This window comes from Streptomyces caniferus (assembly GCF_009811555.1).
Lineage (GTDB): Bacteria > Actinomycetota > Actinomycetes > Streptomycetales > Streptomycetaceae > Streptomyces > Streptomyces caniferus.
Window position 1 is genome coordinate 1,290,433 of sequence record NZ_BLIN01000002.1, and the last position, 13,256, is coordinate 1,303,688.

Genomic DNA, 13,256 nt, shown 5'->3' on the forward strand with positions numbered 1-13,256 from the left:
GGCGGGCGAGTCCCCCGACATGTCGGAGCAGCGGAGCGGCCTGCGGTCGGCTTCGGGCGCGGGTACCGGTGCCGATCGGCCTGCGGCCGGGGCCGGTACGGGTGTTGCCGACGGCAGGGACAGTGGTTCCGGCGTCGTCGCCGCTGACGGCGGCCGGGGCGAGGGGCGGCCGACCGGTGCCGCGGCCGGAGACGGCGCGACCGGTGCCGCCGGTTCGGGAACCAGGGGTTCCGGCGCGGCCCGAGAGGGCGCGGACGGCGGTCGTCCGGATCCCAGGCTGGCTGTGCGTCTCGGCGCGGCCGCCGCCGGCAAGGCTGGCGGGACGCCCGCGTCCGCGTCGGCGAAGACCGGTGACGACGAGGGCGCCCGGGCGTCGGCGGAGGCCGACGGGGCCGCTGACGGCAAGGCCGACCAGCCCACCGCGGTGTTCAGCACCCTGAAGACGGGCACGACCGGCGACGACAAGGCCGATCGGGACACCGCTGCCTCCGCCGCCTCGAAGGCCGGTGACGCCGGTGACGCCGGTGACGCCGGTGACGCCGGTGACGCCGGTGACGCCGGTGACGACGAGGACGCCGGTACAGCCGAGACGGATGCGGCGTCCGGCACGGCAGACGACGGCAAGGCCGCCGCTCCATCCGGTGACAACAAGGCCGATCAGCCAACTGCGACGGGGGTCGGAGCTGCCGACGACGACGAAGCTGGTCAGGCAACCTCGCCCGCCGATGCCATGAAGTCCGGCGCGGCCGGCGCGACCGGCGCGACCGGTGCCGGTAAGGCCCCCGAGGGCGAGGCCAAGTCCGGGCCCAGGGCTGCCTCCTGCGAGTCCGGTGCAGACGGTGACGGCAAGCCCAAGGAGGACGCCCGGCTCAACGACGCCGTCGCGGCCTCAGCCGCCGAGGCGGAGGCCGAGGACGACAGCGACAGCAAGGCGGGCTCGGCCGATCAGGCCACCCAGCTGATTAAGGCCCCCAAGCCGGCGCCAGCCGACTCCGTCGACCAGCCCACCAGGCTGATCAAGGCTCCCGCGAACCCGGACTCCAAGTCCAAGTCCGAGTCCGAGCCCGAGCCCGAACGCACCAGCCAGTTCATCCCACTGAAGAAGGACGACGCCCCGGCGCCGAAGCCGCTCAAGGCCCCCAAGCCGGCGGCCAAGCCCAAGGCGACACCGCCGGCTCCTCCGAAGCCGGCGGAAGCTCCTCCGGCCGAGTCTCCGGCGGGGCCTCAGGCTCCGCTTGACCTGCTCGCCCAGCTGACGAACACTCCGCCCCCGCCGGAGACCTCGGTGCGCACGGCGGTGCGCCGGGTGAAGATCTGGACGCCGCTGGTGGCGCTCCTCGGAATAATCTTCGTGGTCGTGCAGGTGATGCGCCCGCTGCCTGCCCCGGAACTGGCGATCGTCGGCAAGTCATCCTCCGTCTTCCAGGGCGGCACGCCGTCGCTGCCCTGGCCCACTGAGGGCCAGGCGGTCGTGGACGTCGACGGACTCGGCCGGGTCGGCTCGTACGGTGAGATGAAGCGGCTGCCCATCGGCAGTGTGGCCAAGGTGATGACGTCGTACATCATCCTGCGCGACCACCCACTGAAGAAGGGTGCGAACGGGCCGCTGATCGACGTCGACCAGAAGGCCGAGGACGACTTCACCAACGGTGTCAGGGAGAAGGAGTCGGTCGTCGAGGTCCACAAGGGTCAGAAGATCTCCGAGAAGGAGGCCCTCCAGGCCGTCATGCTGCCGTCCGCGAACAACGTCGCGCGGCTGCTGGCCCGCTGGGGTGCGGGTACCGAGGAGGCGTTCATCAAGAAGATGAACGACACCGCCAAGGAGCTCGGCATGACGAACACCACCTACACCGACGCGAGCGGCCTCGTGGAGAGCACCGTCAGTACGGCCGAGGACCAGGTGAAGCTGGGCAAGAAGGCGATGCAGGACCCGGTCTTCCGGGAAATCTCCAAGGCGACCGAGTACCACTCCACGACCGCCTCCGGGAGGGGCAGCGGGGTCGAGTACCAGAAGACGCAACGCAACTTCAACAAGCTTGTCCCCATGTACGGCGTCGTCGGTATCAAGACCGGTTCCACGACCAAGGCCGGTGGCAACCTGCTCTTCGCTGCAGAGAAGAAGGTCGGCGGCTCCACGCAGCTGATCATCGGTGCGGTCTTCGGGCAGCACAAGAGCCCGATCATCGTCACCGCCACCGACTACAGCAAGCAGCTCATCCTGACCGCGGGCAGGGCGCTGACCACCAGCACCGTCGTGAGGAAGGGCGATGTCGTCGGCCACGTCGACGACGGCCTGGGCGGTACGACCCCGGTCGTGGCAACCAAGGATCTGACAGCGGTCGGCTGGCCCGGCCTCAAGGTCGACCTGAAGCTCACCGCCGGGGGCAAGACCCTCCCGCACACGGCGAAGGCCGGTACGCAGGTCGGCGAACTGACCGCGGGTGGCGGCATGGGTGAGGTGAAGGTTCCCGTGACGCTGCAGAAGGACCTCGCCGAGCCGACGTTCGGCGCGAAGCTGACACGAGTCTCCTGACGGATGAACATGGGCCGGGCCCCGGTACGCGCTGGCGCGTACCGGGGCCCGGTTGCGTGGCAAGGGCTCAGCCGCAGTGGCCCTGTGTCGGTTCTCAGCAGTCTCCGGCGAACTTCACCGAGGCATTGTGCGTCCGACGAGCAAGGAGCGTCGCGAACCCCCGCGGATCCGGCATGCGTGCTGCCCTCGTCGGCTGCTTCATCGTCGCCGCCGCTGGTGCGGCCACGGCCCTCGCCGCCGCCGTCCCGCGCTGGTACGGCGTCAGCGGGAGCACCCTGTTGGCTGTTGCGGGTCTCGGAGCGACCGAGGGCCTCGGAGACGACCGTGACATCGCCCCCGGCGGCGCACCGATCGCGACCTCCCAGCAGTGCTCGCGAGACAGTGCACCTGGTGAGTTGCGGATAGGCCGCGAGAATCGCCCGCTCATCGCTCGACGGGGAGCACCCGTCCGTCCACCGCTTCGCACGCTCACCGCACGCGTGTCCACCGGTCGTCCACCGGCAGCGATCACCGTGCCGCCGGAGCGGCGCCCTCACGCCGCAAACTGATCTTGGTAAGCGCAAAGGCTCCGGTCAGGGAGTACCCGACCTGAGCCTTGACAGAGCCCCCTGTCGGATTCGAACCGACGACCTTCGCTTTACAAGCCCAAGAGCGTTCATGCCAGGTGGGTTCGAACCATGCCGCCCGGTCGCTGTTTATGCAGGTCAGCACCGGGCGACTTCTCATTGAAAGACAGCCCATGAGAGCCCATCGAGGGTTGTCCGGCCACACGTCGGCCACACTGATGGGGTTATTTGGATCTCCCCACCCCGCGTTCGGGGCTGGGACAGTCCTGCTCGCCAAAGTTCCCCGCCCTCCCGCGCGTCAGCCCAGGGCAGGGCGCCACGGGGGAAGGCCCGCCCGACAGCCACCGCCAGGGCCGAGACGCACAGTCGCCAGGGTGAGCGAGGCCGATCGCGTTGTCTCCACCGTCGGCGTTCGCCCCATCCCCGAAAGTTGGCTCACGGCGCTATTTCAGTGGCGTGCGACCTTCCAGCGGCGCGTTCGTGAAGTTCGCACGGGCCGCTGAAGAGAGCCATCGCTGTGGCGGTTCAGCAGCCGGTCCCGGTCGGCTCGATCTTGATGCGGGCGTGGGCGCCCTTGTCCAGTGCCGCGCGGTAGGTCGCGTGGGGGACGCGGTACCAGACGTCGTCCTTGGCGGCCGCGCCGTTGACGTCGTCCAGCTGCACGCACCATCGTTCGCGCCGGACGACGCGGGTGTAGGTCTCGGTGCCCTTGGTGACCTGGTGGCAGTCCCGGAAGCGCTCGGTGGTGTACCACGTCTTCTTGGTACGGCCACTGCGCTTGGTGTGCTTGACGCGCTTCGTGCCGGGCCGGCACTTCTGGACCAGGTGCGGCCGGGTGCTCCGGACGGTCTTCTTGGCGACATGGCGTGCGCCGTCCCGTAGGCCGAAGACGGCGTCCGAGTGCGGCCGGGCGTCCTGGGAGGTCTTGCCGGTCCCCTTACCGCCGCCGTCCGGGTGCCCCGCGCCGCCGTCCGCCGCGGCACCGCAGGCGCCGAGTCCGGCCACGAGCATCGCCGTCAGACCTGCACGCACCAGCCGCTGCTTCGTTCCCATGTCTCCCCCTGCGGACCGCGGGCCCCACCGCAGGGCTCCGTCCCGTGCACTCTGCCACGGCCGCCGGAATGTGCTTCGCACGGGGCGGCGACGACGGACCGGTCCAAAAGTTCCGGATGCCCCTACCTGACGGCACGTTACCCATGTCCCCGTTGTCGATCCTCCGCAAGTCCGCATCGGGACGAACGCCTACGCCCCCGTTGTCACCTCACAGCGACACCGGTGCCGTAGTGGGTAGTTCAGGAACCTCTCAAGCTGCCGCCGGCACACCCTCGCCCCCTCGGCGCACGCGTTCGGGTCGAGCCCGAGGCACCGCAGCAGGTCGTACCGGGTCACCCGTTACTGCCGGCCCATCCGTAGCACCCGGACCGGGTACGTCCCGCGCTTGGCGAGCGCGAACCCCGTTGTGCGCCCCAGACCAAGGGCCCTGTTCGCCACCTCGATCGAGAAGCTCACCGGCAGGGCCAGCAGCTCGCCATGGGTCATCCGCGGGGCACCTCCACCCCCTCGACAGCGCGAATCGTCGACACCCTGCACCTACTGATCAAGACGAGCGATCACACCACGCGAGTCCGCACACAAAGAAAGCCCAGGTCAGGGCTTAGCCGACCTGGACTTCTCAGAGCCCCCTGTCGGATTCGAACCGACGACCTTCGCTTTACAAGTGGGGTCGAATCCGTGATCAGGGGTGTTGGATCAGGCTGGGTGGTGCTGTTCTTACAGGTCAGCGCCACCCAGCCTGATGCTGGGTCCTGCTTTCGGGGCCTCATGTTTCGCCGTCCGCTCACGCAGCGCTCACGCGCGGAGGACTTCAAGTGCGTTCCAAATGGCTCCCAGGACCCTGCCTTGCTGGCTCCTCCCGGCAGCCTGCCGGGGTGACGGCCTCAGCGCCTGCGTCGTTCGGAGCCGATACGGGGACGCAGCTCGTACGCGACCTTGGCCACGCCTCCGTGTTCGCTCCACAGCCGCGTTCCCGACCGCATGAGTGCCCAGCCGATCTTCTCGTAGGGCATGAGTTCACCGACGCTGAGCTGTCCCAGGAGGTGGGTCAGCTCCTCGGCCGTTCGCAGATCATGCTCGCGTTCTCGCTCGTCGGCGCTGGCGTACCCATCGGCACGAGCGGTGAACTCCTCATATGTCAGCTCACCGAGGCGGCGCCGGTGCGCCAGCAGCGCCTCCCTGTCGACATACGCGTCGGAGTACTCCTTGCCGAAGCGGCGCCCATACTCGCGGACCCGTTGACGTTCCTTCTCCAGCACCTCAGGGCTGATCTGCCGCTGGCGGGCCGTGGCGATTTCGTCGGCGCGGGACAGGAGCCAGGTCAGAGGGGACGGGCACAGGAAGATCCCCAGCCTGCCGTAACCCTTCCATTGGCAGTGCGTGTATCCGACGGCCTGCGCAACCCAGCCGTAGCGGTCGCCGGTGCTGGTGTTCGGAGCGAGGCTCTTGAACTCGACGCCGAAGGCAGGGCCCTCATCGTGCCAGCCTCCCGGATCCCGGGGCCTCAGCACTGCGTCTATTCGTGTCTCTTCTCCGGTCCAGTAGCGTCCTGGTACCTGCTCCTCAATGTGGAACCACTGGTCCAGCTTGCCGAGGACGAACGCGGCAAGAGTCTTCTCGTCAGGGAACGTTCCGGGATCTGGCAGCAACGCCTTCGTCCGTAGCGCACTTGGCCGACTGTACGGCGCCGCCGGGCCTATGCGACAGGCGGTGGCTCCGGATATCCCCGACGCGATCGCGGTGCGATCTCGGTGACCTCCCCCTCGACGAGGGCCTTGATCTCATCGCGGATGGGTGCCGACGGCATCAAGGCCCTGTCCAGCAGATTTCGCCGCCAGTCGAGCCGGCGGATGCAACCACAGCTGCAACCATGAGCTTGCGTCGTGCTTGGTCATGAGGGAGCCGCAGTCCTGCGGCTCCTGGTTGCGGCTTATTACCCTGGCGACGTCCCGGGATGCTCGTCCCACGCGGGCCAGCACGAGATGGGGCATACAGAGGGCATGCCGACCCCGAGATGCCTGGAGAAGGAACAAACCCCGTGCCGCTGAACTGGGGCTTCTACATGGAGCGGGTAACGGGACTCGAAACTGCGCTCTGAGCTTGGGAATCAATGGGGCCCAGGGCGACCATTGGGCGCTGACCTGGGGAAATGCTGCTTGTCTCCCTCGTTCTGCGGGGTCCCTTCGCGCCCCTCTTGACCGGTGTTGACCGGGCTGAAGGGCACGGATGGGGCACGGGTCGCGCGGGCCGTCTCCAGCAGGGACTCCATCACGGCGGCGTCAGGGGCGAACACGGATACCGCGACATGGACGTCGGCGGTGCCCAGCGGGGCGTCCCAGTGCTCGGGGCTGCTGTCGCCGGTGCCGGCCGCGCACGCCGTCGGCGAAGTACTCGCCGGCCCTGAGAAACGGGTCCTGGATGAACAGGTAGTGCTGGACGGTGTTGCAGAAGAAGACCGGCGCGTTGATGGTGTTGTAGTCGAAGGTCCGGCTATCGGGCTCGTCCTCCAGCAGCGTCGGCCCCCTCGACGTCGAAGAGCTTCAACGCCAGCCCTGTCGCGCGTCCCAAGCGCGCGGCGGCACCGGCGTGGGGTGAGCCGTTGGAGAATCGCACGAGCGCGTCATGTCTGCCCGGGGTGGCATAGATGCCCTGGGCGTACTCCTCAGGCACCCCGCCGAGGCTCTCCACCTCCCCTCCGACCAGCATCGGGTGGCTGTTTGCTGGGCGCGCGGCACGGGCGGCGGCCCAGGCTGGAGCGGGGCGAAGGCATGAGCGCAGGCCGGCCGTCGCGGTGACATCCGCTGGACTGACGCCTGCTCGCCCGCCGGACACCGCATTGCAGTTGCGGCTCGTTCCACTGCTGCACATCGTGGGGAGATGGGCGATCGTGCGCCGTCCGAGGACGGGCTAGTCGGTTGGTGGGTCGAGCTGCCCCCGGGAGCAGGAACAGCGGTGATGGCGACCGGGATCGTCTCCATCGGGCTGCACCTGGTCGGACGGGAAGTGCTCTCATGGATCCTGTTCGTCCTCGCCGCCATCGCGTGGCTCGTGCTCGCCGTCGACTTCGGGCGGCGGCTGCTGCGCGACAGGGGCCGGTGGGTGGAGGAGGTGGCGACGCCGCCCGCGCTGACCGCAGTGGCCGCGACGACCCTCCTCGGGACCTGGTTCGCACTACAGGGGTGGTCGGGTGTCGCCGTCGCCGCGCTGGTCGTCGCGGCGCTGATCTGGCCGGTGCTGCTGACGTCGGTGGTGCGGCATTGGCGGCGGCGCTTGCCGGGGACGGTGTTCCTGGTGTGTGTCGCGACGCAGGGCCTGGCCGTGCTGAGCGGAACGCTGGTCGTCTCGCTGCCGTCCGGGTGGCTCGCCTGGCCGACGCTGGGCTGCTTCCTGCTCGGCCTGGCGCTCTACGCAGTCGCCTTCCGCCGCTTCGACCTCGGCCAGCTGCGGTCCGGCGCGGGCGACCAGTGGGTGGCGGGCGGGACGCTGGCGATCTGCGCGCTCGCCGGGGCGAAGTTACTGGCCGTTCCCGCCTGGCGCGGCACCGCTCTGCACGACGCGCTGCGTCCGCTCACGCTGGTCACGCTCGCGCTGTCCGTGTGCTGGTACGCCGTCCTCGTCCTCGCCGAGGTGCGTTGGCCGCGTCCGCGCTACGACATGGCGCGCTGGGCGACGGTCTTCCCGATGGGCATGACGGCCGTCGCCACCCTGTCCATCGCCGACGCCGCGGCCGTGGGCCGGCTGTGGACGTCGGGCCAGGTACTGCTCTGGGTCGCCGTCACCGCCTGGGTGCTCACGCTGGTCGGGCTGGTAAGGCACTTGGCCGCGTACTCCCCGTGACCTGTGCCGGGACCGTGGCAGGGGTCTTTCCGGGCACCCCCGGCGGGCGGTACGCACCAGGTCGGCGGGGAAGACGAGCTGGACTTCGAGTTGTTCGGTGGGGCTGTCAACTCGCCTGTGGCAGACCGGTCCGGTGCCGGCGAGGGGGGCGATTTCGCGTGGGGGCCGGAGATACAGGCGAGAGGAGCGCCTTCCCCTACTCGTCCCCGGCGTAGTCGCCGTGGTGGGCCGGACCCAGTACCTCGTCGGCGCTGCGCGGCTCTGTGCGCGGCTGCTGGTTGAGCTTGTGGCGCGCGATGGAGGATCGCCGGTAGACCTCCTTGCGGACCCGCATGATGTTGCCCAGGGGCGCGTGCTCGGCGGTGACCCGCCAGGGCGTGAAGGACAGGGCGTCCATCTTCTCCAGATTCTCCGAGCTGGAGATGTCCTGCTGCGGCAGCCGCAGCTTCGCCACGGTGACGGACGGCGAGAGCTGCTCGGGCCACTCCACGGTGGTGTCCTCCACCGGCATGCGCTCCAGATCGGTGCAGAGCTGAACCTGGATGTCGAAGGTGTACGGCCGCTCCTGCAGCTCGGCTTGCAGGGCCGGCCGGAAGACCTCCGGCGCGGAGGCCGGGTCGATGGCGCGCCGGACCACCGCGGCGGCGAAGTGCGGGTCAGGGGTGATGCGGACCTTGGCGATGTAGTCTCCGTGCCTGACCGCGCCCATCGTCCAGTAGCTCGACAGCAGTACGTTGACCGGGGGGATCTTGGACAGGCGGAGGAAGGCCAGGAACTCGTCCCATGCCCAGTTGTCCTGGTCGAGGGTTCCCTTTCCGGTCACGAACTCGGTGAAGAAACGATGCGCGCCGGGTCGGCCGTGAGAGAAGTAGGACGGGGCGTCCAGGAACAATTCCTGGATGAACAGGTAGTGCTCGACTGTATTGCAGAAGAAGATCGGTGCGTTGATGTTGGCGTAGTCGAAGGTGCCGGTGTCCGGTTCGTCTTCCAGCAGGGTCGGGCCGTCGATGCCGAAGATCTTCAGTGCCAGTCCGGTGGCGGCGCCCAGTCGCGCGTCGGCTCCGGCGTGCGGCGAGCCGTTGGAGAAGCGGATGAGTGCATCGTGGGTTCCCGGAGTCGCGTAGATGCCTTGGGCGTACTCGGGGGGAAGCCCGTCCAGGATCTCCACTTCCCCTCGGACCAGCCCGTAGCCCTTGGCGTGGGCGTCGCGGAGGGCCCGGCCGGTGCCACCGGCCTTCACTGACTCGGTGATGTAGCTCTCGGTCTTTGCGATCACCGTCTGGAGGTTCTGTTCGAAGTGCGGGTCATCGTCTTCGACGTCAGGCGTGTAGCGGACGAACTGTGCTGCCATGACTTCGACCTCTTTTCGAGAACCGTGGTGGGGCCTCAGGGGCAAGAATCGCCTTCAGTCCTCCAGCTCCGCGATCCAGCGCAGGGCACGCAAACCCGGCAGGAAGCAGTACTCGCCGCCCCGGGTGACCACGAAGCCGGGCAGATTCTGGAGGCGGCGCCGGACCGGTTTCTCCGGGATGGTGGCGCTGCCGGTTCCGTCGTGATGTCCGGCCACCGGGTCCTTCTCGCCGGGGTGGCCGATGAAGTTGCCGTCGTTGACCCACTCGGCCTCGATGAACTCGAATTGCCGTTCCAGGTGGGCTCCGAGGAAGACGCCGACCAGGCCCCGGTCGGCGCCGTCGTCCTCCAGCACTCCCTCTGGCAGCGGCGGGCCGTAGGTGGTGCCGCGGCGGATGAGCCGGTGCATCCGCGCGTCGCCGATGATGGTGGAATCCCGGGGGTTGATACGGCGGATGTGCGCACCGGCAGGGCACCGGAACCCCCGGTCGTCGTTCTCCCGGTACAGGAAGTTGTTGACGCGGTGCGGATCGGCCGCCAGTTCCGGATCATCGTGCTCCGGCGCCAGCGCCAGCGGCGCCCCGCTGGGCCAGCGCCCGACCATCTTCGCCGCCAGGAGCGCCTCCTCCTCGGCGCTGGCGGTGTTCGCGCGCAGGTAGCGGCGCCAGGCCGCCACGTTGGTGTGGATCTTGCGCACGGCCGCGTAGGTCCCGTTGCGCCCCAGCACATCCGGGCTGGGCATGGGCGGCGGGCTGCCGGTCTCGTCGGGGTAGCCGAGGAGGAACTCGCCGGCCTTGATGGGGGCTTCCTGCGGGTTGGAGCCGAGCAGTCCGACGCCCTCGATGTTCGGTTGGCTGATGCCGTCGCGGAAGCCGAAGGTGGTGCGCCCGGTCGGGAGCTGGTGGACGTCCTGCTGCCAGATCACCTGAACACCGGGCGTGTCCTCGTAGGCGACACGGGCCCGCTCCAGCTCCTTGTCCAGCTGCGCAGCCTCGGAGGAGAGGGCGCTCAACGCGATATGGACCTCGCCCGTTCCGAACGGTGTCTCCCAGTGGGCCGGGGCGCTCTCGCCCACGTCACCGATCAGCTCCGCGCGCGCGGCCATGCCCTCCCGGAACGCCCGCGGAAAGCTGTCCAGCGACTCCTGGGGCACCCCCAGCGCCCTCAGCCCCTGGTAGGTGAACGCCACCGCCACCCAGGCATCCTGACTCCGGTCCGCACTGGGCAGACCACTTGCGGTCAACGGGAGCAGCCTCCGCAGCAGGGCGCGCCCGGCGTGGCGGTCGTCGACGCGCAGGAAGACGAACTTTCCCTCGTACGGCACGGGCCGTGGACGCAGGGCCCCGCTTTGGACGTCGTCGATCTCGACGCGCACGCCGGGTTCGCTGCTGCTTGCCGCCGTGTTCATGATCGCTTGTGCCTCCACATCGGTCTCTGCGTGGGCAGCCCTACGCCGGCCGGCCCGCACCCCGCGGTCACGGTCCACCGATGTGGGGTCGGCTCTGCGGATCGGTGTGTCCGGGTTCTATGCCGCGGCTTCCTCCAGCAGCTTCTGGAAGGCAGGCGTGGCCAGCAACTCGGCGTTGGCCGGGTTGTCCAGCGCCGCCCGGAATTCAGGGGTGTCCAGCACCTCCTCGAACGCCTCGTCCACTCGGTGGTCCTTCCAGATCTGCTGAACGGTCAGGTCGGGATAGGAGCTGACGAAGCTCTTCGCGGGCGCCTGGTGGGCGACGAACCACTCCTTCACTCCTGGATCGCTGATGCCAGGGAACCCTTCGCTGTGCGAGAAGATCGTGTCGAAGTGGGACCCGATTACCGTCTTGGCGAAGTCGTCGATGTAGGTGTCCCAGGAGCCGTCGAAGACGCTGGCGAACATGAACCGGGTGTCGTTGTCGAAGATCACGTGCCGGGCGTCGTGCAGGGTGCCGATCTGGCGCAGCGCCGCACGGCCCTTCACGTCATCCGACCCGCTGGCGAGCGCGGCGAGATCCGCACGAAGCGCATCCGCATGTCCCGGCTTGATCTTGGTAAAGACGGTGAACTCGCTGCAGACTCCATCCGACCTGCCCGGGCGTTCGGGCTGAGCCGACGGAGTTGCACCTGTCGTCGCAGTCATCGCGTGACTCTCCTGCCACGGATCGGTGCGAGGGTCGCCAAGCACCCGAATATGGGGCGCCATCGCCCTCACGTCTTCATCCTGACTGCCCATGCGCGGCCTCGCATCTTCGGCCCTGGGGATGCGGAAAGCAGCCTCGGGTGCCGGCTGGCTTCTCCAGTTCCGGGAAGGCAGCAATGCGAGCGGACGGCAGGCAACAGGACGGGGCCTCGCGTTCTGAGGAGCTCCCGAGGACAGATCCGTAAAGACGCAGGAAGATGAGATGGGATGTCCGGAGAACGGCGTCGTCACGCTTCCGGGCAGCCGCTTCTGCGTGGCCGAGAAGCCAGCCGCGTAACAGTGCGCCGCTGCGCCCCGGCGCCGTCCCGGCCGCACCGTGAGCGGGTTCGAGTCATGCAAGCGCTGAGCAGTCAGGAACGTCCGGACGGCTGCAGGGCGAGTGCTGATCACCGGGGAGTTCGCCGTTCAGAGGGGCGCTTCCGGGGCTGGCGAAGGCCCGGGGCACGCACACGACAGACCCGCGGGCGCCCGCCCAGGCGATCGGAGCACCCACTCCCGCCATTCCTGGCCCGACCTGATCACCGCCCGGGCCCACCCCCTGGAGGTAACCATGGGCAAAGTTCTCGGTGACGTGCTGGGTCTTGCGGCCGGCGTGGCGATCAGCCCGCTGCCGATCATCGCCATCATCCTCATTCTCGCCACGCCTCGGGGACGTCTCAACGGACAGCTGTTCGCCGTCGGCTGGGTTCTGGGACTCTCGGCACTGGGCGCGGTGATGCTGGCGATCGCTTCCCCCGCAGATGCCTCCGCCCACCATCACCCGGCCACCTGGGTGGGAGCCCTCAAACTCGCTCTGGGCGTGTTCCTCGTCCTCTTCGGCGCCCGGCAGTGGCACCGACGCCCGAAGGATCCCTCGCAAGCCCAGCTGCCGAAGTGGATGGGCGCGATCGACCGCCTCACGCCGGTCAAGGTCTTCGGGCTCGGACTGGCCCTGGCCGCGCTCAACGCCAAGAACGCCCCGCTGACCATCGCCGCGGGCGCCTCGATCGGCTCAGCCGGACTGCCGGTCGGGCAGCAGATCGCCTCGCTGGCAATCTTCGTGCTGATCGCCACCCTCGGCCTGCTGGCCCCACTAGGAGTCTTCCTCGTTGGAGGAGAGCGGGCGCAAACCACACTCGGCAGCTGGAAAGACTGGGCAGCCCAGCACAATGTCGCCGTGATGGCGGTCCTGTTCTTCGTCCTCGGGTTGAAACTGCTCGGAGACGGCATCTCCGTCCTCACCTCCTGACAGGCTTACTCGCGCCGCGCTGCGGCCTGGGTCAGCAGGGCGACGGTGTCGTGGCCGGCGCGCTCGGCTTGGCCGAGTACAGCAGTCAGCGCGTCCCGGCCAGGTTCGGCTTGCCGGCGGTCGGCACGGTGGGGAAGTGCGGTACGGATCGTGGCGGCACTGTCCTGACCGCGGCCGAGGGCGTGCCCGGAGTGGACGACCTGGTGGGCCGAGCGGCGCAGCGCGTACATTTCAGCGTCTTTGGCGCGGATGTGGGAGCGAGTGGCACGCTCGCAATGCCGTGCTGTTTCTCGCAGTTCGTGCCGTGCAGCTCCGAGGAAGGTCTGGGCGAGGACGTCGGCCTTCTGGTGCGGATCTGGTGCGGGACGCCTGAACTGGTCCGGACAACGAACAAGGCCCAGGTCACCGACCTGGGCCTCAACTATGGAGCGGGTGACGGGAATCGAACCCGCGCTCTGAGCTTGGGAATCAAGGGGGCATGAGTGCTCGATATGGTCTGACCTGGGAAAACGA

At 68.8% G+C, this 13,256-nt stretch carries 10 protein-coding genes; 4 read left to right on the top strand and 6 right to left on the bottom strand.

The annotated features are described in order from the left end of the window. The first annotated feature begins 283 nt into the window (after nt 1–283). Nucleotides 284–2,533, top strand: a complete 2,250-nt coding sequence (locus Scani_RS07520; protein ID WP_246295541.1) for a D-alanyl-D-alanine carboxypeptidase family protein — start codon at nt 284–286, stop codon at nt 2,531–2,533. Between the two features lie 1,091 nt (nt 2,534–3,624). Here the strand turns inward: Scani_RS07520 and Scani_RS40240 are convergent. The 3 genes from Scani_RS40240 to Scani_RS07530 all read right to left on the bottom strand — a co-directional run bounded on the left by Scani_RS40240 (nt 3,625) and on the right by Scani_RS07530 (nt 5,801). After that, on the bottom strand, nt 3,625–4,152 hold the full coding sequence (locus tag Scani_RS40240; RefSeq protein ID WP_174872631.1) for a hypothetical protein: 528 nt from the start codon (nt 4,150–4,152) through the stop codon (nt 3,625–3,627). A gap of 339 nt (nt 4,153–4,491) precedes the next feature. Further along, the gene (locus Scani_RS39895; protein WP_167538039.1) at nt 4,492–4,638 is read right to left on the bottom strand and encodes a hypothetical protein; all 147 of its coding nucleotides are present in this window, start codon (nt 4,636–4,638) and stop codon (nt 4,492–4,494) included. A gap of 398 nt (nt 4,639–5,036) precedes the next feature. Next, nucleotides 5,037–5,801, bottom strand: coding sequence for a hypothetical protein (locus tag Scani_RS07530; protein WP_159471217.1), 765 nt, complete (start codon nt 5,799–5,801; stop codon nt 5,037–5,039). A gap of 1,228 nt (nt 5,802–7,029) precedes the next feature. Here Scani_RS07530 and Scani_RS07535 point away from each other — a divergent pair. Beyond that, entirely contained in the window at nt 7,030–7,989 is a 960-nt protein-coding gene (locus Scani_RS07535; protein WP_159471219.1) for a tellurite resistance/C4-dicarboxylate transporter family protein, read from the top strand. Between the two features lie 196 nt (nt 7,990–8,185). Here the strand turns inward: Scani_RS07535 and Scani_RS07540 are convergent, their stop codons facing one another. The 3 genes from Scani_RS07540 to Scani_RS07550 form a co-directional block, all read right to left on the bottom strand. Next, the gene (locus Scani_RS07540) at nt 8,186–9,340 is read right to left on the bottom strand and encodes a catalase family protein (RefSeq protein WP_159471221.1); all 1,155 of its coding nucleotides are present in this window, start codon (nt 9,338–9,340) and stop codon (nt 8,186–8,188) included. A gap of 54 nt (nt 9,341–9,394) precedes the next feature. Beyond that, nucleotides 9,395–10,747, bottom strand: a complete 1,353-nt coding sequence (locus Scani_RS07545) for a Dyp-type peroxidase (protein ID WP_159471223.1) — start codon at nt 10,745–10,747, stop codon at nt 9,395–9,397. A 117-nt stretch (nt 10,748–10,864) separates the two neighbouring features. After that, complete coding sequence (locus Scani_RS07550; protein WP_246295543.1) at nt 10,865–11,548, bottom strand: hypothetical protein; 684 nt, start codon at nt 11,546–11,548, stop codon at nt 10,865–10,867. A gap of 517 nt (nt 11,549–12,065) precedes the next feature. Between Scani_RS07550 and Scani_RS07555 the strand changes: the two genes are divergently transcribed. Both Scani_RS07555 and Scani_RS07560 read left to right on the top strand, forming a co-directional pair. Further along, nucleotides 12,066–12,743, top strand: coding sequence for a GAP family protein (locus Scani_RS07555; protein ID WP_159471225.1), 678 nt, complete (start codon nt 12,066–12,068; stop codon nt 12,741–12,743). Between the two features lie 50 nt (nt 12,744–12,793). Beyond that, nucleotides 12,794–13,225 carry a hypothetical protein gene (locus Scani_RS07560; RefSeq protein WP_159471227.1) on the top strand — a complete coding sequence of 144 codons (432 nt, stop codon included), beginning with the start codon at nt 12,794–12,796 and terminating at the stop codon, nt 13,223–13,225. Nucleotides 13,226–13,256: the final 31 nt, after the last annotated feature.